At 64.3% G+C, this 18883-nt stretch carries 20 protein-coding genes and 1 pseudogene; 4 read left to right on the top strand and 17 right to left on the bottom strand.

The window, feature by feature from the left end:
- Positions 1–183: 183 nt before the first annotated feature.
- Positions 184–1047 carry an acyl-CoA thioesterase II gene (gene tesB, locus EJ074_RS17195; protein ID WP_095804851.1) on the bottom strand — a complete coding sequence of 288 codons (864 nt, stop codon included), beginning with the start codon at positions 1045–1047 and terminating at the stop codon, positions 184–186.
- Between the two features lie 108 nt (positions 1048–1155).
- On the opposite strand from tesB, the gene EJ074_RS17190 reads away from it, so the two are divergent.
- Complete coding sequence (locus EJ074_RS17190) at positions 1156–2418, top strand: ubiquinone biosynthesis hydroxylase (RefSeq protein WP_095804973.1); 1263 nt, start codon at positions 1156–1158, stop codon at positions 2416–2418.
- 269 nt (positions 2419–2687) lie between these two features.
- On the opposite strand, the gene EJ074_RS17185 is transcribed toward EJ074_RS17190, so the two are convergent.
- From EJ074_RS17185 to EJ074_RS17175, 3 genes are all read right to left on the bottom strand, one after another.
- A complete protein-coding gene (locus EJ074_RS17185) occupies positions 2688–3218 on the bottom strand; it encodes a hypothetical protein (RefSeq protein ID WP_095804974.1) in 531 nt (176 codons plus the stop codon).
- A gap of 173 nt (positions 3219–3391) precedes the next feature.
- On the bottom strand, positions 3392–3748 hold the full coding sequence (locus EJ074_RS17180) for a YciI family protein (protein ID WP_095804852.1): 357 nt from the start codon (positions 3746–3748) through the stop codon (positions 3392–3394).
- The gene (locus EJ074_RS17175; protein WP_095804853.1) at positions 3745–3972 is read right to left on the bottom strand and encodes a hypothetical protein; all 228 of its coding nucleotides are present in this window, start codon (positions 3970–3972) and stop codon (positions 3745–3747) included. Before EJ074_RS17175 ends, EJ074_RS17180 begins: the two co-directional genes overlap by 4 nt.
- A 264-nt stretch (positions 3973–4236) precedes the next feature.
- Here EJ074_RS17175 and EJ074_RS17170 point away from each other — a divergent pair, with 264 nt between their 5' ends.
- On the top strand, positions 4237–4662 hold the full coding sequence (locus EJ074_RS17170) for an OsmC family protein (RefSeq protein ID WP_095804854.1): 426 nt from the start codon (positions 4237–4239) through the stop codon (positions 4660–4662).
- A gap of 210 nt (positions 4663–4872) precedes the next feature.
- Here the strand turns inward: EJ074_RS17170 and EJ074_RS17165 are convergent, their stop codons facing one another.
- The 6 genes from EJ074_RS17165 to sdhC all read right to left on the bottom strand — a co-directional run bounded on the left by EJ074_RS17165 (position 4873) and on the right by sdhC (position 9590).
- Complete coding sequence (locus EJ074_RS17165) at positions 4873–5499, bottom strand: DUF480 domain-containing protein (protein WP_095804855.1); 627 nt, start codon at positions 5497–5499, stop codon at positions 4873–4875.
- 223 nt (positions 5500–5722) lie between these two features.
- Complete coding sequence (locus EJ074_RS17160; RefSeq protein WP_095804856.1) at positions 5723–6502, bottom strand: succinate dehydrogenase iron-sulfur subunit; 780 nt, start codon at positions 6500–6502, stop codon at positions 5723–5725.
- A complete protein-coding gene (locus EJ074_RS17155) occupies positions 6502–6936 on the bottom strand; it encodes a DUF3052 domain-containing protein (protein WP_095804857.1) in 435 nt (144 codons plus the stop codon). The genes EJ074_RS17160 and EJ074_RS17155 overlap by 1 nt, the downstream gene beginning before the upstream one ends.
- Positions 6937–6938: 2 nt before the next feature.
- The gene (sdhA, locus tag EJ074_RS17150; protein ID WP_095804858.1) at positions 6939–8768 is read right to left on the bottom strand and encodes a succinate dehydrogenase flavoprotein subunit; all 1830 of its coding nucleotides are present in this window, start codon (positions 8766–8768) and stop codon (positions 6939–6941) included.
- A gap of 4 nt (positions 8769–8772) precedes the next feature.
- Positions 8773–9168: a succinate dehydrogenase, hydrophobic membrane anchor protein gene (sdhD, locus tag EJ074_RS17145; protein ID WP_095804859.1), complete on the bottom strand. Its 396-nt coding sequence runs from the start codon at positions 9166–9168 to the stop codon at positions 8773–8775.
- Complete coding sequence (gene sdhC / locus EJ074_RS17140; RefSeq protein ID WP_095804860.1) at positions 9168–9590, bottom strand: succinate dehydrogenase, cytochrome b556 subunit; 423 nt, start codon at positions 9588–9590, stop codon at positions 9168–9170. The genes sdhD and sdhC overlap by 1 nt, the downstream gene beginning before the upstream one ends.
- Positions 9591–10107: 517 nt before the next feature.
- Here sdhC and EJ074_RS17135 point away from each other — a divergent pair.
- On the top strand, positions 10108–10464 hold the full coding sequence (locus tag EJ074_RS17135) for a hypothetical protein (protein WP_095804861.1): 357 nt from the start codon (positions 10108–10110) through the stop codon (positions 10462–10464).
- Here the strand turns inward: EJ074_RS17135 and EJ074_RS17130 are convergent.
- Positions 10448–11642 (bottom strand): annotated as a pseudogene (locus EJ074_RS17130) (GGDEF domain-containing protein). The gene EJ074_RS17135 and the pseudogene EJ074_RS17130 sit on opposite strands and share 17 nt — an antisense overlap.
- 107 nt (positions 11643–11749) lie before the next feature.
- Entirely contained in the window at positions 11750–12946 is a 1197-nt protein-coding gene (locus tag EJ074_RS17125; RefSeq protein ID WP_095804862.1) for a GGDEF domain-containing protein, read from the bottom strand.
- A 147-nt stretch (positions 12947–13093) separates the two neighbouring features.
- Here EJ074_RS17125 and EJ074_RS17120 point away from each other — a divergent pair, with 147 nt between their 5' ends.
- Positions 13094–13399 carry a hypothetical protein gene (locus EJ074_RS17120; RefSeq protein ID WP_095804863.1) on the top strand — a complete coding sequence of 102 codons (306 nt, stop codon included), beginning with the start codon at positions 13094–13096 and terminating at the stop codon, positions 13397–13399.
- A 71-nt stretch (positions 13400–13470) separates the two neighbouring features.
- Here EJ074_RS17120 and leuC read toward each other — a convergent pair whose 3' ends face one another.
- From leuC to EJ074_RS17085, 5 genes are all read right to left on the bottom strand, one after another.
- A complete protein-coding gene (gene leuC / locus EJ074_RS17115; RefSeq protein ID WP_095804864.1) occupies positions 13471–14880 on the bottom strand; it encodes a 3-isopropylmalate dehydratase large subunit in 1410 nt (469 codons plus the stop codon).
- Between the two features lie 283 nt (positions 14881–15163).
- A complete protein-coding gene (locus EJ074_RS17105; protein ID WP_095804865.1) occupies positions 15164–15799 on the bottom strand; it encodes a class I SAM-dependent methyltransferase in 636 nt (211 codons plus the stop codon).
- A 110-nt stretch (positions 15800–15909) separates the two neighbouring features.
- Positions 15910–16722 carry an amino acid ABC transporter permease gene (locus tag EJ074_RS17100; RefSeq protein WP_095804866.1) on the bottom strand — a complete coding sequence of 271 codons (813 nt, stop codon included), beginning with the start codon at positions 16720–16722 and terminating at the stop codon, positions 15910–15912.
- Between the two features lie 267 nt (positions 16723–16989).
- The gene (locus tag EJ074_RS17090) at positions 16990–17787 is read right to left on the bottom strand and encodes a transporter substrate-binding domain-containing protein (RefSeq protein WP_095804977.1); all 798 of its coding nucleotides are present in this window, start codon (positions 17785–17787) and stop codon (positions 16990–16992) included.
- 248 nt (positions 17788–18035) lie between these two features.
- Entirely contained in the window at positions 18036–18857 is an 822-nt protein-coding gene (locus tag EJ074_RS17085; RefSeq protein WP_095804867.1) for a class I SAM-dependent methyltransferase, read from the bottom strand.
- Positions 18858–18883 lie beyond the last annotated feature (26 nt).

Genomic DNA, 18883 nt, shown 5'->3' with positions numbered 1-18883 from the left:
CGGAGAGTGATCGACAGGATTCAAGCTCCGTGCCAATTGCCAAGGCAGGACAGTAACTTGTTGCAAACAAAGGAGATTGAAGGCGGCTGCACGTTATTCGTGCACAGCCGCGTCAAGGCACCTGATTAAGAAATAGGCAAAATTGTCAAAACGCCTATTTTACAGGCTTCCCCGCAAGCCGGCTCACCGTTTGAGCCGGATCAGGCCTTCCTGCGCGACCGACGCGATCAGCGTTCCGTCGCGCGCGAACAGCGATCCGCGCGTGAATCCTCTCGAGCCCTGCGTGGACGGACTATCCTGCGTGTAGAGGATCCAGTCGTCCAGCGCATGGCTGCGGTGGAACCACATGGCGTGGTCGAGGCTTGCCGCCTGGATGTCGCGGTCGAAGATGGCGCGGCCATGCGCGAAGGTCGAGGTGTCGAGCAGCGTCATGTCGGAGAGATAGGCGAGCACTGCCGCCTGGGTGGCGCGGTCCTCCGGCACCGGACCGGTGGTGCGGATCCAGATGTTCTGCTCCGGCTCCAGTTTCTCGCGGCTGGTATAGTGCTTCAGCATCACCGGTTTCATCTCGATCGGCCGGTCGCGTTCCCAATAGCGTTTGATGCCTTCCGGGACCGCCTCGCCGAACTTGCCGAGCAACTCGCGCTGCGACAGCAGCGTGTCGGGCGCCGGCACGTTGCGCGGCATCGGCAGCTGGTGTTCGAGGCCGACCTCGTCCTGCTGGAACGAGGCTTCCAGCGAGAAGATCGCCTGGCCATGCTGGATCGCAACCACGCGGCGCGTGGTGAAGGAGCCGCCGTCCCGAATGCGGTCGACCTCGTAGACGATCGGCACCTTGGTGTCGCCGGGGCGCATGAAATAGCCGTGCAGCGAATGCACGTGGCGCTCCGGATCGACCGTGCGCTGGGCGGCGACAAGTGCCTGGGCGATGGTCTGGCCGCCGAACACACGCTGCCAGTCGAGCTTGGGACTGCGACCACGATACAGGTTGTGTTCGAGCTGCTCGAGGTCGAGAATGCCCAGAAGCTCGTCCATGGCCGCCGTCATGTTCCACGTCCTTCGAAGATGTGCCATGGCGGGTTTCGGACAGGACAGGCAGTCAGTCAAGCTGCTATGGCCGCCGCAGCGGTCTCGAGCCGCGAAAGGGAAAGTGCCATGGTCGACGGCAATGCGGGTGGAGCGGACGAGGCCGCGCTGGACGTGCTGGTGGCAGGCGCCGGCTATGTCGGGCTCGCCGCAGCGGTGTCGCTGAAGCAGGCGCGCCCGAGCCTCGCCGTCGCCATCGTCGATGCGGCACCGGCCGGGGTCTGGCAGAAGGACGGCCGCGCCTCGGCGATCGCCGCCGCGGCCTGCCGCATGCTCGAGCAGCTCGGCGTATGGGAAGAGATCGCGCCAGAAGCGCAGGCGATCACCGAGATGATCATCACCGATTCGCGCGCCGCCGATCCGGTGCGCCCGGTGTTCTTGACCTTCGACGGCGAAGTCGCGCCCGGCGAGCCTTTCGCCCATATGGTCGCCAACCGGGATCTAAACGGCGCGCTGCGCCGGCGCGCCGAAGAGCTCGGCATCGATATCATCGAGGGCATGGCGGTCAATGCCTTCGATACCTCTGGAACCGGCATCACCGTGCATCTGGCCGATGGCGCTGCGCTCAAGGCGCGACTGCTGATCGCCGCCGACGGCGTCAATTCCAAGCTGCGCGACATGGCCGGCATCAAGACGGTGAAATGGGAGTACGGCCAGTCCGGCATCGTCTGCACGGTCGCGCATGAACGCCCGCACAACGGTCGCGCCGAGGAACATTTCCTGCCGGCCGGCCCCTTCGCCACGCTGCCGCTGAAGCCGCGCAAGGATGGGACCAACGCCTCATCGATCGTCTGGGTCGAGCGCACGCAAGATGCGCAAACGCTTGTCGACGGCGACGAGTTCGTCTTCGAGCACGAACTCGAGCAGCGCTTCGGGCTCAAGCTCGGCGAGATCCGCGTCGCCGACAAGCCGCGCGCCTGGCCGCTCGGCCTCACCCTCGCCCGCGCCTTCGTTGCAACCCGCATCGCGCTCGCCGGCGACGCCGCCCACGGCATCCACCCGATCGCCGGCCAGGGCCTGAACCTCGGCTTCAAGGACGTCGCCGCATTGGCCGAAGTGGTGGTCGAGGCCGACCGGCTCGGCCAGGACATCGGCGCGCTCGACGTGCTGGAGCGCTACCAGCAATGGCGCCGCTTCGACACACTGCAGATGGGCGTCACCACCGACGTGCTGAACCGGCTGTTCTCCAACGACATCGGCCCGTTGCGCGCCGCGCGCGACATCGGCCTTGGCCTTGTCGAACGCATGCCTAGGCTCAAGGATTTCTTCATTCGTCAGGCCTCGGGCCTGTCTGGCGACACGCCGCGGCTGCTCAAGGGCGAGGCGATCTGAGGGTTTCGCGGAGGCCGAGGCCCACGCGATATCGTCATCCACGGGCGGAGCGGGAGCGAGGCGGACGCGAAGACCCGCGGATCCATGCCGCGCCCTTGGTCGAAGAGCGCAGCCGACCAGAATTCTGCACTGCTGCAACGCTTATAGGTAACAGAATGGATTCTATGGTCTGCGCCACGTCGCTTCGCTCCTTGCTCCGCCATAGAATGACGACGCGAGAGGCGTTTCGCCCAATCACCAAGGAGCGGTCAGGCCGCCGCGGCTTCAGCTCAATTCACCTCGAAACCGAGCTTCTGCCTGAGCCTCAGCATGCGCTGGTCGCCGATCCGCAAACTCTGCTCGCCGCCTTGCGCCACACGGTTCAGCATTTGCAGCAAGTCGTTCCTCTCGTTCGGATCCAGACGTTCGCGCAGGAACGGCGCCAGCTTGTCGATGACGATCGTCGTGTCGTCGACCTGCGCGGCCGCCCATTTGGCGTAGACCACCGCCTCGTCGGTCTTCTTCTGGCTCTGCGCAATCTCCGCAATCACCTCGCGGATCACGCCTTCGCGCTGCGGCAGGATCGGGCCTTGCTCGGCAATGATCGCCGTGATCAGCGTCGCGGCAGCCACCACGGGATCGTCGATCGCCGTCAATGGCGAGAGCGCTGCCTGCTTGCGCAGCTTCTTGCGCCGGATATTGCCTTGCACGCGCCCGACGACATCGGCGACTTCGCGCGCGGCATCGTTCATGGCCTTCAGCCGATACCACCAGAACGCCGCCGCGCCGAGCAGGCCAAGTATAGCAATCAAGAACGGCATGCCGAATTCCCCCGAATCCCGGCGACGATAAGAGAAGTGCAGCATCGCTTCAACACGCAACAGTTGCCGCGATGAAGAAACTCCTAAGTCAATGCATGTCGCCCAAAGTGCGCAGCGGCTCTTGGAGAACGACATGCATCAAACGAAGACTGCGCAATCGCCATACACCGGGATCATGACCCCGGGATGTCGTAGGCCGCCCGGATCTCGATGGTGCCTAGTTCGGCAAGCGGAATCCCGTCGGCGATCTCGAGCGCTTCGTCGAGATCGCGCGCCTCGACCATGACGAAGCCGAGCAACTGCTCCTTGGTCTCGGCGAATGGACCATCGGTGACCAGCCGCTTGCCCTTGCGCCGCCGCAGCGACTTCGATGCTCTCACCGGTTGCAGCGCCTGCGCGATGATCAACTTTCCCTGTTGGTCGAGCACCCTGTCATAGGCGAGCGAGTCGACATCGAGTTTGGCCGACCTTTCCGCAGTAAGCGCGAAGAGGACTTTCTCCTCGCCATAGACCAGCAGCACATATTTCATTTTCTGTTCTCTTGCTTTGATGAACCATATGAGGCGACGGCGACACTCTCAGCCTTGCTCCCGACCGCCGCAGCATGATCGAGAAGCCATGCCGCGAAGGCGATGATGGCCACCGCCGCCGCCAGCCGGACGAAGCCGGATGCCGGCGGGTCGAGCCAGAAATCTTCGGGACGCCGAGCCCTTTCGGTTGGACGCCTCCAAAGCGCGAAGAACAGATTGTCCATCCTGAACCTCCATCGGCCGGAACTCCGTGGCCGCACGCAGGACGGTTGGGCGGGAGGGAAGTCGACATTTTGCACGCGTAATTTTCTCAGCCATTTTCTTCCCGCGCCGCGAACGTGGGCGGGAGGCGAGATTCAGGTCAGGCCGGCCTCACCGGAATCTCAACACGCCTCAGTGCATGGATGGTCTTCCGACGCTCCCGCGCTATAGTCGAGGAGAACGCCGGCGCCCGCCGGCGCGAACCCCGACATCCCAGGAGGATTTTCATGGACCGCACCGCAAACGCCGTCTGGAAAGGCAATCTCAAAGAAGGCAAGGGCACGCTGGATAGCCAGAGCGGAGCGCTGAAGGGAACGCCCTATTCGTTCAAGGCCCGTTTCGAGGACGAGAGCGGCAAGTCCGGCACCAACCCGGAAGAGCTGATAGCCGCCGCGCACGCCGGCTGCTACGCCATGCAGCTGTCGCACTTCCTCGCCGAAAACGGCACCCCGGCGGCCGAACTTGACGCCAAGGCGGTGGTGACGCTGGTGCCCGGCACCGGAATCACCGGCAGCGCCATCACCCTGGTCGGCAAGGTGCCCGGCATCGATGCGGCGAAGTTCAAGGAACTGGCCGAGAAGGCCAAGGCGGAGTGTCCGGTCTCGAAGGCGCTTGGGGCGATAAAGGTGTCGCTCGACGCAAGGTTGGGGTGACTGGCGTTTTTATCTGAGCTCCTTCGCGCCCCCCTCTGCCCTGCCGGGCATCTCCCCCACTTGTGGGGAGATTGGCGGCTCCAGCGCCGGCGCTCTTCTTTCTAACGTCGGCGATTGGCGAAAGCCGGCATGACCTCTGATCTCCCCCCTCGTGGGGGAGATGTCCGGCAGGACAGAGGGGGCCGCTGTCCCGCCGACATATCGGCCCAGCTAGCCGCCCAGCGCCTCAATCTTCGCCCGCAACGCGGCGACCTCTTCTTCGAGCGCTCGCAACCGCGCTTCGAGATCGGAATCCGATGACGCCGGCGGCTGCCATAGCGCTGCTGCCGCCGATGCCTCCACCGGCCCGCTCAGCAGATGCACATAGCGCTCCTCGCGCTGCCCGGGCGCACGTTCGAGCAGCAGAATGAGCGGTGGCCGGCGGCCGATCAGAAGGTCGAGATTGTCGCGCAGTTCCTCGACCGAGGCAAAGCGCGCCATGCGTTCGGCGCGCGCCAGCAATTCATGCGCGGTCTGCGCGCCGCGCAGAAGCAGCAGGCCTATGATGGCGATCTGCGGCGTGGTCAGCGAAAAACGCTGCGCCATCAGATGCTCGTAGCGCTCGACCCGCGATGCGAAGGCCTGCCGCACCAGGCCCTTCTGCTCGAGCGTGCTCAGCGCCCGCCTGACCTCGGTGAGTTCCAAGGCCATGACGGGTTCCCGCGCCGTCTTCTGGTTGGCCGCCTGATGCGCGCCGTTGAGCGTCAGCGGGTAGACGTCCGGCGTCAGCTCCTTCTTCTCGATCAGCGAGCCGAGCACGCGCGCTTCGACGGGGGAGAGGGTGGGAAGATCGGTCATGGGCGCAATCCTTTCTGACGCTGGCGGGACAGCGCCCCCTCTGTCCTGCCGGACATCCGCCAACTTGGGAGATCAGCAGCTTCGCCGACAGCGCTTCATCCTTCAACCTCTGAGATTGGCGAAAGCCGCGATGACAGCCAATCTCCCCACCCGTGGTGAAGATGTCCGGCAGGACAGAGGGGGGCGCTAAGGATCGCTACCAAAGACGCTGAGCGGCCAGATTCTAAACCCGCCGCTCCACCATCATCTTCTTGATCTCCGCGATCGCCTTGGCCGGGTTGAGCCCCTTGGGGCAGGTCTGGGCGCAGTTCATGATGGTGTGGCAGCGATAGAGCCGGAACGGATCCTCGAGGTTGTCGAGCCGCTCGCCCTTGGCCTCGTCGCGGCTGTCGATCAGCCAGCGATAGGCCTGCAGCAGCACCGCCGGACCGAGATAACGGTCGCCGTTCCACCAATAGCTCGGGCAGGAGGTGGAGCAGCAGGCGCACAGGATGCACTCATAGAGCCCGTCCAGCTTCTCGCGGTCCTCATGGCTCTGCAGCCACTCCGTGGCGGGCGTCGGCGACACCGTCTTCAGCCACGGTTCGATCGAGGCGTGCTGGGCATAGAAATTGGTGAGGTCGGGCACCAGGTCCTTGATCACCGGCATATGCGGCAGCGGATAGACCTTGACCGCGCCCGAAATGTCGTCGCAGCCCTTGGTGCAGGCCAGCGTGTTGGAGCCGTCGATGTTCATGGCGCAGGAGCCGCAAATGCCCTCGCGGCAGGAGCGGCGCAGCGTCAGCGTCGGATCGATCTTGTTCTTGATGTAGAGCAAGGCGTCGAGCACCATCGGCCCGCAATCGTCCATGTCGACGAAATAGGTGTCGATGCGCGGATTCTCGTCATCGTCGGGCGACCAGCGGTAGATGCGATATTCGCGCAGGTTCGTGGCGCCCTCCGGCTTCGGCCAGGTCTTGCCCTGCTTGATTTGCGAATTCTTCGGAAGCGTGAGTTCGACCATTACCTGCGGTCCTTTCGGATGACGAGCTTCAGCCCGGACCAGATTTCGTTAACGGCTGCGACCTTGACGTCGACCAGATCGCGCTTGAGCGCCTCGGCGCGGATCACGTCCTCGGTGACGTCGGTCGGCACCTTCGAGGCCTTCTTCGGCCAGGAAACCCAAACCATGCCGTCGCGCTTGATCGCCGCCTCGATCCCGGTAAGTCCGCCCTCGATCTCGGCTCTCTGCCGCGTGAAGGCATGCACGGCATCGTATTTCTGATTGCCCGAAATCGCGGCCCATTCGGCCAGCCGGTCCACTTCGGCAAAATCCACGGCTTCAGCCAGGCCTTCGAGCTCGGCCGGCAAGGCGATGAAGGCGGCAACCATGCCGTCCTTCAGGCCGAGCTTGGCCGGCAGGGGCGTGCCGGAATATCCCGCGGCCGCCAGCGCCATGGTCAGTACACCCGCGCCTTCGGCGCGATCTTGGCCAGGCTGATGCCGCCGTCCTTCTCCGCCAGCTGCGGCTCCGTGTGCACCGGCCGGTAGCTGAGCGTCACCCTGCCGTCCTCGCCGACATGGGCCAGCGTGTGCTTGCGCCAGGCGGCATCGTCGCGGGCCGAGAAATCTTCGCGCGCATGTGCGCCGCGGCTCTCCTTGCGCGCCTCGGCGCCGTAGACGGTGGTGATGGCGTTGACCATCAGGTTTTCCAGTTCCAGCGTCTCGACCAGGTCGGAATTCCAGATCATCGAGCGATCGAAGACCTTCAAGTCCTTGAGCTCGCCCCAGATCTGCGAAATGCGCTGGCAGCCTTTCTCGAGCGATTCCTGCGTGCGGAACACGGCCGCGTCTTCCTGCATCGCCCGCTGCATCTTCTCGCGCAAGGCGGCTGTCGGCGTCGAGCCGTTGGCGTGGCGCAGCCTGTCGAAGCGGTCCATGATCTTCTCGACCGAAGCGGCATTGGGCGACGGGATCTGCGACTTGCGGTCGATGACCTGGCCGGCGCGGATCGCCGCGGCGCGGCCGAACACGACGAGATCGATCAGCGAGTTGGAGCCCAGCCGGTTGGCGCCGTGCACGGAAGCGCACCCGGCCTCGCCCACGGCCATCAGCCCAGGCGACACGCGGTCGGGGTTTTCCAGGGTCGGGTTCAGCGCCTCGCCCCAGTAATTGGTCGGCACGCCGCCCATATTGTAGTGCACCGTCGGCAGCACCGGGATCGGCTCCTTGGTGAGGTCGACGCCGGCGAAGATCTTGGCCGATTCCGAGATGCCCGGCAGCCGCTCGGCGAGCACGGCCGGATCGAGATGGTCGAGGTGCAGGAAGATGTGGTCCTTGTTCTTGCCGACGCCGCGGCCCTCGCGGATCTCCAGCGTCATGCAGCGCGAGACGACATCGCGCGAGGCAAGGTCCTTGGCCGACGGCGCGTAGCGCTCCATGAAGCGCTCGCCTTCGGAGTTGACGAGATAGCCGCCCTCGCCGCGCGCACCTTCGGTGATCAGGCAGCCGGCGCCGTAGATGCCGGTCGGGTGGAACTGCACGAATTCCATGTCCTGCAGCGGCAGCCCGGCGCGCGCTGCCATGCCGCCGCCGTCGCCGGTGCAGGTATGCGCCGAGGTGGCGGAGAAATAGGCGCGGCCGTAACCGCCGGTTGCCAGCACCACCATCTTCGCCGAGAAGCGGTGGATGGTGCCGTCGTCGAGGTTCCATGCGACCACGCCGGTGCAGGTGCCGTCCGGCTCCATGATCAGGTCGAGCGCGAAATACTCAATGAAGAACTGGGCGTTGTTCTTCAGCGACTGGCCGTAGAGCGTGTGCAGGATGGCATGGCCGGTGCGGTCGGCGGCCGCGCAGGTGCGCTGCACCGGCGGCCCGTCGCCATAATTCATCATGTGGCCGCCGAACGGCCGCTGATAGATCTTGCCCTCTTCGGTGCGCGAGAAAGGCACGCCGTAATGCTCGAGTTCGTACACAGCGGCCGGCGCCTCGCGCACCATATATTCCATGGCGTCGACGTCACCCAGCCAGTCCGAACCCTTGACGGTGTCATACATGTGCCACTGCCAGGAATCGGGCCCCATGTTCGACAGCGAGGCAGCGATGCCGCCCTGCGCCGCCACCGTGTGCGAGCGCGTCGGAAAAACCTTGGTGATGCAGGCGGTGCGCAGGCCCTGCTCGGCCATGCCGAGCGTCGCGCGCAGGCCGGCGCCGCCGGCGCCGACGATCACCACATCGAATTTGTGGTCGACGAAATCATAGGCGGAAGCCGAGGTGTTTGCGTTGGCCAAGGCTTCAGCCTCCGAATGCGAGTTTGAGCAGGGCGAAGAGCGAAGCGACGCCGACAGCGATTGCGAAGAATGTGTTGAGGGCGATCAGCGCAAGCCTCATGCCCTCGCCATGCACATAGTCCTCGATGATCACCTGCATGCCGAGCCGCATGTGGTAGAGGGCGGAGATGAGCACCAGGGCCAGCACAAGCGCGACGAACGGATTGGCAAGGGCTGCCCGCACCTCCGCATAGCCGTGCCCGTTGATGGCAATGAGAAAGCCGACGAAGAACAGGATCAGCGGGATATTGGCGACCGCCGTCAGCCGCTGGCGCCAGAAATGGCCGGTGCCTTCCCGGGCCGAGCCGAGGCCGCGGACCTTGCCGAGCGGGGTGCGCATGTCCGTGTTGTTCGCGCTCATTACAAAGCCCCCCGCGCCATGTAGCCGGCGACCCAGATCAGCAACGTGAGCGCGATCGAGCCGGCGAGCGTTGCCCAGGCGATCCTCGAGGCGGTGTGTTTTTCGAGCCCCGCCCCGGTGTCCCAGATGAGATGACGCAGTCCGCCGAGCATATGGTGCATCAGCGCCCAGGTGTAGCCGAAGAGGACGAGCCGGCCGAGCCAGGAGCCGAATGCCCAGTTGACCCAGTCGAACGCGGCCTGCGAGCTCGACGCCGCGATCAGCCATGCCGCCACCAGCAGTGTGCCGAAGTAGAGCGCGCCGCCGGTGATGCGATGGATGATCGACATCGTCATGGTGATTGGCGGGCGATAGATGGTCAGATGCGGCGAAAGCGGCCGTTCACGTCTGGCAGATGCGCGGGTGGCTGGTGATTGGCTCATGGCTCCCCCAGTTCGGCGTCGGCGTCCCGGAGCTTGGAATGCGGCATGGCCGCTTTCCGGATGCGACTTCGGACAGCCGGTTTCTAATGCGCTTTTTGCACCGCGTCAAAGCCGGAAAATCGTTTTGGAAAAGTCATTTAGTCTGAAAAAAGGAGAGGAATTCGCTTCAATCGATTAGCGCGCCTGTGCCAACCCGGCGCAGCGTCGCTGCAGTGCGAGATGCCGAGGAGGATTTGGTCGCGCCGCCATCTGCAGATCAGTGGCGCCGAGGCCTTTCTCGTCACCAGCGCTTCTCGCGCCCCAATCACGTTTGCGTCATGGGCCATCTTAACGTCACCCCACTGGCAGAGCGGTCGTCGGGATGTGCGCCGCCGCCCGCAAAATTAACCATGTTTATCAAGATATGGCCGCAAAACCTGCCTGGCTCTTAACAAAGGTTAAGAAAGGGTTAATTTCTGATTCGAACGAAGTCCGGAACGCGATTCATCAGGGTCGCACCGAATGATTGGAGGGCGACATGCGTTCGAATTCCATGCGTACGAGCCTTGCAGCACTGATGTTGGCCGCATGCGCCATCGCAGTTGCGGTACCGGCCGAAGCCGGCCTGCGCCACCACGACCGCGTCTATGCCGATTCCTTCGGCAACCTCGTCATCGACAGCGCCGCCGGCTACAAGCGCATCATCGTCGGTGAGGGCAAGCTGGCCAAGGAAATGTCGGGCTACACAGGCGGCGCCCAGCCAGGCGTGATCTACGACGAATCGGACGACGCCTGGGCTCCCGGCTGCTACCAGCCCCCGGTCTTCGTGAAGGGCCGCAGCTACATGTACGGGCTTTCCGACGGCGAGATGCCCAATCTCAGCCCTTGCCGCTGATCGGCTTGTTCTGCCGTCCCGTAGGTCCGGGTGAAACCCGGACGCAGTCGCGACCGGCGCCCTTGGCCTGATAAAGCGCCTCGTCGGCGCGCCGCAGGAGGCCTGAAAAATCTTCTTCCGCGGCCAGTTCTGCAACGCCGAAGCTCGCGCTGCAGCGGTATTCGATGGGCAGGCCGTCAATCGGCAGAGCGCCGAAAGCGCTGCGCGCGCCCTCGGCAAACAGCGGCGGCCAGATTGGTGCCCGGCAGGATGATGGCGAATTCTTCGCCGCCGATGCGGCCGGCCACGTGGTGCTCGGCCGCCGCTTCGCGCAGGAAACCGGCAAAGGTCTCGATGACGAGATCGCCGCAGGCATGACCGTAGCTGTCGTTGATGCCCTTGAAATGATCGAGATCGGCGATGACCAGCGCCACCGGAACCCCTTGGCGGACGGCGTCTCCCATGGCGAGCTCCGCATGGCGCTCGAAACCGCGGCGGTTGAGCAGCCGCGACAGCACGTCGGTTTCGGATTTCGACGTCGCTTCGGCAAGCACGTCGCGCACCAGGATGGCCAGCGCCAGCAGCGCCAGGGCCAGGCCGAACACGGTGCCGAGCGACTGTGAGACAAGCGCATAGCTGGTCTGCACGTAGGATTGCGGATTGGCGCCCCAGCCGCCGAGCGCGCCGGCGATGAAAGGCTTCGAGGCGAACTGGATGGCGCTGGCAGCCAGCACCGTCATCAAAAGGTGATCGAGCCGCCCGCGCCTTTGCCTCGATGACCCGACGATAATCAGAGCGGTCGACTGCATGGCGGCATAGGGGAGCTGGTAGGCCATCATGCGGGTGAGCGAGTGGCGCGGCAGATCCTGAACCGTGAAGACGCCGACCGATGCGACAGCGAGGAAGAACAGCATCGGCGCCCAGGGTGGCGCGACGCCATATTTGTGTGCAAGCCCGCCATTGAAGGCGATCGTGGCCGCCAGGAAGACGGCAAAGGCGGCAACGACCGGCAAGCGCGCATCGTCGAAGGCGGGAATGGCGAACTCGGCGGCGAAATAGGCCATGCCGAGCATATAGCTGAAGGCCAGCCAGCGAGCGGCAACCCGGCCGACCTCATGTATAGCGAGCGTCATGAAGGACGCCGCCAGCAGCCCGGCGACGAACAGATTGATCACCAGGATGATGTCGGCGCTGCCCATGATTCTTTCGAAGGATATGCCGGCAGAGAAGACCATCCAGGCGCGAAAAAGAGGTTAACGCGCGCGGAAGGCGTCTGGGAGTTTCCGCCCCGGAACTGGACTGGCTTTCACCCGACGCCGAGCGGTTCGGCGACGAAAACGGTTTCCGGCCGCTCATACGACAGCCGCACGCTGTCGCGGCCGTTCTTCTTGGCCTTGTAGAGCGCCTCGTCGGCGCGGCGCATCAGCGGCACCAGCCCCTCGTTGCCGGTGCGGGCGGCGACGCCGAAGCTGGCGGTCACCCTGGTGCCCGGCGGCAGCCCGTCGATCGCGCCGACCGAATAGAAGGTGCGGATCGCCTCGGCGAAGAGGCGGGCCGAGGCGAGGTCGCTGAGCGGCAGCAGCACCGCGAATTCCTCGCCGCCGATACGGCCGGCGGCGCCGCGGGTTCCCGTGGCGAAGCGCAGTTTGGCGGCGAAATCGGCAATCACCCTGTCGCCCGCCTCATGCCCGTACTGGTCGTTGAGAGCCTTGAAGTGATCGAGGTCGGCAAGCACCATGGCGACCGGGAACCCGGCCTTGCCGCACTGCTCAAGCAGTTGCGCCGCCCGTTCCTCGAAGCCGCGGCGGTTGAGCAGTCCGGACAGCGGATCGGTATGGGTCTCGGCCTTCAGCGCCTTCATCACGTCGAGCGCCGCCGCCGTGAACAGGCAGAGCGCGATGAGCAGCGACAGCAAGGCATGCGAGAGCAGCGCCGTGGTCCAGTAGGACGAGTCGTAGAATCCGTCATAGCTCGGGAATGGTCCATGCGCGATGACGACGACCAGTGTGCGCAGGATGAAGTTCAGCCCGGAAAGCAGCGACAGCGCGAACAAGATTTTTTGGGTCGGGCCCTCGTTGCGCACGGTCCTGAGTTCGGCGGCGACCACCAGGCTCAAGGCGCCGAAACCGAAATTCATCGAAAGGATACGCCAGGCGAGATCCGGCTGGACGAACATGAACCACGAAAAGGCAGCAAGCCCCCCGCCGGTGGTGAGCGCGATGCCGACAAAGGGTACGCGCCTGCCGAAGCGCGCCACGACCGCGCTGGATAGGCAGCAGGCCGCAGCCGTGAAGCAGATGTTGGAAATGAGCTTGGTCGGCATCATGCCGACGGGGAGAGTGAAGTATTGGAACAGGAAGCCAAGCGCCGAGAGACAGTAGCTTGCCGCCAGCACCGCCAGATAGGGACGATGGCGCTGATGGAACCACAGCACGAGGAACGCAGCGCCGAGGGCCAGCGCTATCGTCGGATTGAGCAGCGCTATGAGCAGACCGGTGTCCAAAGGACTGTGGCTTTCCCCGCTTGACCCTGGGGCAGATGCTAGACCGGAAGCACGAACAAGCCGTTAAGCGAAATCCGAAGGATCTCAGCAACCCACCGGAACCGGCACCCGCAAGCGGCGTTTTCCGGCCAGACAGGAGTGATGCCTATGGCCGACACAATCACCTTGACCGATCACGACGCGATCCGTTCCTGGGCGGCGGCGCGAGCCGGTTTTCCGGCCATTGTCGACGTCTCGCCCGAAGCCGGGACGCAGGCCATGCTGCGTCTGGTGTTTGGCCAGCACGCCTATGAGGACGACGACCGGCCGGAGCGGCCGATGAATGCCGGCGGCTACGAACTGGTCGAATGGGACGAGTGGTTCAAGGTCTTCGACGAACGAAAATTGGCGCTGGTGGTGGCCGCCGACGAGCCCGGCCGGCGCGAACAGTTTCACAAGATCGTTCGCAGGTAACCGACAAGCCTGCAAGCAGAAGGCCCGGACCGCAGCGCGATCCGGGCCTTTTTTGCATTTGGTGCCGGCGACTATTTCCAGTCGCGGATGTCCACGAAATGGCCGGCGATCGCCGCCGCTGCCGCCATCGCCGGCGACACCAGGTGGGTGCGGCCCTTGAACCCTTGGCGTCCCTCGAAATTGCGGTTCGAGGTCGAGGCGCAGCGCTCATGCGGCTTCAGCCGGTCGTCGTTCATGGCCAGGCACATCGAGCAGCCCGGCTCGCGCCAGTCGAAGCCGGCGGCGACGAAGATCTTGTCGAGCCCCTCGGCCTCGGCCTGTTCCTTGACCAGGCCGGAGCCCGGCACGATCATGGCATTGACGCGCGGATTGACCTTCTTGCCCTCGACCACCTTGGCGGCGGCGCGCAGATCTTCGATGCGGCCGTTGGTGCAGGAACCGATGAACACCCGGTCGAGCGCGATGTCGGTGATCTTGGTTCCCGGCGTCAGCCCCATATAGTCGAGCGCGCGCAGCTTGGATGAGCGCTTGTTCTCGTCGGCAATGTCTTCCGGATTGGGCACAACGCCCTGCACCGAAACGACGTCCTCCGGCGAAGAGCCCCAGGAGACGATCGGCGGCAGCTTCTGCGCGTCGAGCACGACCACCTTGTCGAAATGCGCGCCTTCGTCCGAATGCAGCGTCTTCCAATAGGCCATTGCCGCGTCCCAGGCCGCACCCTTCGGCGCGCGCGGCTTGTCCTTGACATAGGCGAAGGTCGTCTCGTCCGGCGCGATCAGGCCGGCGCGCGCGCCGCCCTCGATCGACATGTTGCAGATCGTCATGCGGCCTTCCATCGACAGCGAGCGGATCGCCTCGCCGGCATATTCGATGACATAGCCGGTGCCGCCCGCGGTGCCGATTTCGCCGATGATGGCGAGGATGATGTCCTTGGCGGTGACGCCTTCCGGCAGCGTGCCGTCGACCCGCACCAGCATGTTCTTGGCCTTGCGCTGGATCAGCGTCTGCGTCGCCAGCACATGCTCGACCTCCGAGGTGCCGATGCCATGCGCCAATGCTCCAAAGGCACCGTGCGTGGAGGTGTGGCTGTCGCCGCACACGATGGTCATGCCGGGCAGGGTAAAACCCTGTTCCGGTCCGATGATGTGGACGATGCCCTGGCGGATATCGTTCTCGGAGTAGTAGTCGATGCCGAAATCCTTGGCGTTCTTGGCCAGCGCCTCGACCTGGATGCGGCTCTCCTCGTTCTTGATGCCGAACTTGCGCTCCGGCGAGGTCGGCACATTGTGGTCGACCACGGCGAGCGTCTTTTCCGGATGCCGGACCTGGCGGCCGCTCATGCGCAGGCCTTCGAAGGCCTGCGGGCTGGTGACCTCGTGCACGAGGTGGCGGTCGATATAGAGCAAGCAGGTGCCGTCGTCCTGGCGGTCGACGACATGGTCGTCGAAGATCTTGTCGTAGAGGGTGCGCGGTGCGCTCATGTGCGTAAATCCGTCGATGTGAAAATGGGAAGGTGCCTGTGCCGAACCATGCAACCCGGCAAGGGCGAGGAGGCGACGTCGGCTCAGCTAAGTCGGCTGGTGAGCGCGCCGCAGACGCGCGCGGCAAATCGCGACGGCAGGCGCTTTCTGTCCTGCAGCACGAAACCCTTATAGGCCGGATCGCCGAAAAGCTCTTCCATGGCGGGGTAGATAGCAATGTTTTGGCTTTTCGGCAATTGCGGTAGCTTTGCCTTCTCCGCTTGTGGGAGAAGGGAAGCCGCCCTCACAACACCTCGAACACAAAAGTCCGCACCAGCGCTTCCGGGTCGCCGATCGCATAGCAGCGGAACCACGGGCTCTGCTCGACCAGCCGCCATTTCTTCGCCTGCGTGAGCTCATCGAACACAGCCTGGAAGCCGCCGCTCTCGAACACCTGGTCGCGCACGGTGAAAATGGCGTGGCCGCCGCTTTTCGTGATCCGCACCAATTCATGCAGGCCGGAAGCCGGTGCGTGGCCGATCGTGAAGACGCCGGCCGAGAAGAAGGCACGAAAATGCCCGTCCGGCCAGGGCATCGGGCCGCCGAGCATCGCCTTCTTGAGCTCGCTATAGGCGTTGCGGCTGCCGGCAAGCTTGAGCATGTCGTCGGACAGGTCGAGCCCGGCGATGTCGCCATAGCCCAGCGCCTTCAGCGACGGCCCCGACAGGCCGGTGCCGCAGCCGGCATCGAGCAGAGGCCCTTCGCCCGAAGGCACATGGCGCGCCACCCAGGCGGCGATCAGGAACGGCAGCAGATAGCCGAGCGAGGCGGTCTCGCTGTCATAGGTCGCCGCCCATTCGGCGTAAGCCTTGGCCAGCGCTTCCGGCGTGTCGGACGTATATACCGAGTCCAGCGCCGCATTGGCCTTGTCAAAATTCATCGGTCGGTTTCCTCCGCGCCGGGATGCATGTCGCCCAAAACTGTGCAGCGGTTTTGGGACAACGACATGCATCGAACAACGACAATCGTAGCGCCGTCTTCGCCCGCCGGCTATTCCTGATGCTGGCGGCGCAACCGCCGCTCGAACGCCCGCAGCGCCAGCGACAGGCCGACGGTCAGGATGAGGTAGATGTAAGCGACGATCGAATAGGTCTCGAAGAAGCGGAACGAGCCGGCGGCATAGACCTTGCCCATCTGGGTGATGTCGGCGACGCCGAGCACCGAGACCAACGAGGAATCCTTGACCATCGCGACGAAATCGTTGCCGAGCGGCGGCAGGATGGTGCGGATCGCCTGCGGAAACACGATCAGCCGGAAGCGCTGCACCCGCGACAGCCCGAGTGCTTTCGCCGCCTCGATCTGACCCTTCTCGACGGCCTGGATGCCGGCGCGGAAAACTTCCGAAATGAAGGCCGAATAACCGATGGTCAGCGCCATGATGGCGCGCCACAAAAGCGAGACGTCGCGGACCAGCAATTCGCCGAGATAGCCGGCGCTCTGCAAGGGCGCCGTCAGCGCGTTCCACGCCGCCACGAAGGCCGGCGCGCCGGCAAAGGCGATCCAGAACAAAAGCACCAGGATCGGCACGCCGCGGATGATCTCGACATAGAAGCGCGCGACCTGGCGCAGCAGGCGCGAGCGCGACAAGGCCATCAGCGCCAAGCCCAGCCCGATCGCGGAGGCCAGCGCGAAGGCGACCACGGTGACGAAGATGGTGATGCCGATGCCCTTGGCGACGATGGCGAAGACCTGGGCATAGAGATCGCTGGTGGCGATGAAGAGCGCCGTCGCCAATGCCAAGGCAAGCGTGGCTGCCAGCCACCAGGGGAATTCGGGTCTGGTGGTGGAGGTTGCGGGCGGCATCAAGCGGCGCCGGCGAGATAGTCGCGGAAGCTGCGTTCCGGCACACCCCCCTCTGCCCTGCCGGGCATCTCCCCCGCAAGGGGGGAGATCAGATGTCGCCTCGGCTTTCGCGAATTTTCAACGCCGCAGAATTGGGCGAGAGGCCAAGACTGCCAATCTCCCCCCTTGCGGGGGAGATGTCCGGCAGGACAGAGGGGGGTGTGAAGGAATGAAACCTTTGCAGGCTTCGGCCCGCCACTGTCGCGTGTCATTGACAGCAAAGGAGGCTCACTGCCCCATCTTGTAATCAAGGAACCACTTCTTGTTGAGCGCATCGAGCGTGCCGTCGGCCTTGAGCGCGGCGATGGCGGCGTTGACCGGCTTCACCAGCTCCGAGCCTTTCGGGAAGATGAAGCCGAAATCCTCGGTGCCGAGCGGGCCGCCGATCAGCTTGAGCTTGCCTTCGGAAGCGTCGACATAGCCCTTGCCGGCGGTGCCGTCGGTCAGCACGACGTCGACGTCGCCCGACTTCAGCGCCTGGACGCTGGCGCCGAAGGTCTCGAACAGCTTGATGCGCGGATTCTGCTCGTTGCCGTCGAGCACGCTGTAGACGGCGGTATAGAAGGGCGTGGTGCCGGCCTGCGCGCCGATCAGCCCGTCTTTGAAGGCGGCAAAGCTCTTGGCGTCGGTGAAGCGGCTCTCGTCGCCGCGCACCAGCATGAACTGCTCCGAGCGCATATAGGGATCGGAGAAGTCGACCTTCTCCTTACGCTCGTCCTTGATGGTGATGCCGGTCATGCCGATGTTGTACTGGTTGTCGGAAACCGCCTGGATCATCGCGTCCCAGGAGGTGTTCTGATATTCGACCTTGAAATTCAGCCGCTTGGCGATCTCGTCCATCGCGTCATATTCCCAGCCGATCTGCTTGCCGGTCTTCTTGTCGACGAACTGCAGCGGCGGGTAGGCATTCTCCGTCACCACCACGACCTTCTTGCCGCCGAGGTCGGGCAGCGTGTCGGCCAGCGCCGCGACGGGCGCAAGAAGGCAGGCCAGCATGGCGGCCAGCAGCAGTTTCGACTTGGTCATGACAAACTCCCCGCAGGTGATTGGCCGCGCATTGGCCGCGCGCCACCAGAAAAAATCCGGCGCCGACTTTAGCCTTCCGCAAGCGCCTTGCAAGCCGATCCGCTGCGGCGATGCGCGTGGGCGTGGCTTCCCATCCTTCCGAACGGTCGCTTCGAGAACCCTCTTTCCGCGATCAGCCCGACCCGACGCCTCGCGCAAGCCGGCCATATTGGCCGTCAACACGCGAGCGATTTTTCTCCGAGCTCGATTCAGCGCTTGGTGGCGCCGATCGACACGGAAAGCGGGATCTTGGTGACGTCGGCCGGGAGCGCGTAGAGCCCCTCGCCTGCCTCGACCATATAGGGAAATTCCTTCCACCCCAGCATGGCATGCTCGTTGAGGAAGTCGATCGCCATGTCCGATGCGATGAGCGCATTGATGACGTCGCTCAACGGGTGGATCCACTCATAGTTCAGGCGATGGGTCAGTGGCCGCTCGTCGCCCGTATAGGTATGCGTGTCGTGCCATTCCAAGGGCGCCTGCCGTGGTGTCCGCCAATCGAGCAGCAGACCCGGCCGGTCGGTCTTGCGGCCGCATTGGAACATCGTCGGATGGCCGTCGAGAAAATAGAGTTTCCCGCCAGGCCGCAGCAGGCTGGCGACCACCTTGGCCCAGCTGAAAATGTCGTCCAGCCAGATGGTGGTGCCCCAGGTGACATAGACGAGATCGTAATAATCGTCGAGCGCCGCCACCGCGTCATAGACCGAGGCCTCGACGAAGCGCGCCTCGACGCCGGCCTGCTCGGCAAAGCTGCGCGCCGCGGCCAGCGCCTTGGGCGCGAAGTCCAGTCCGGTCACGCTTTTCGCGCCAAGGTGCTTCAGGCTTATCGTGTCGAGCCCGATATGGCATTGCAGATGGGCAATATCCTTGCCGGCAATTCGGTTGCCGACCTCCCGCATCTCCAGCGCCGTCAGGCTTGTACCGCCGGCCAGCACCTTGTCGATCGGATAGTATCGGCGCGCTGCATCGCTGGTGTGCAGTTCTGCTCGATTATTCCAATTGGAGCGATTTGCCCTCGCAAAAGCATCCACCCAAATCACCCCCAAAGCAAATAAGG

The sequence above is a fragment of the Mesorhizobium sp. M3A.F.Ca.ET.080.04.2.1 genome (assembly GCF_003952525.1).
Lineage (GTDB): Bacteria > Pseudomonadota > Alphaproteobacteria > Rhizobiales > Rhizobiaceae > Mesorhizobium.
The sequence above is the reverse complement of the archived record's forward strand: the minus strand, read 5'-3'. Positions and strand labels throughout refer to the sequence as shown.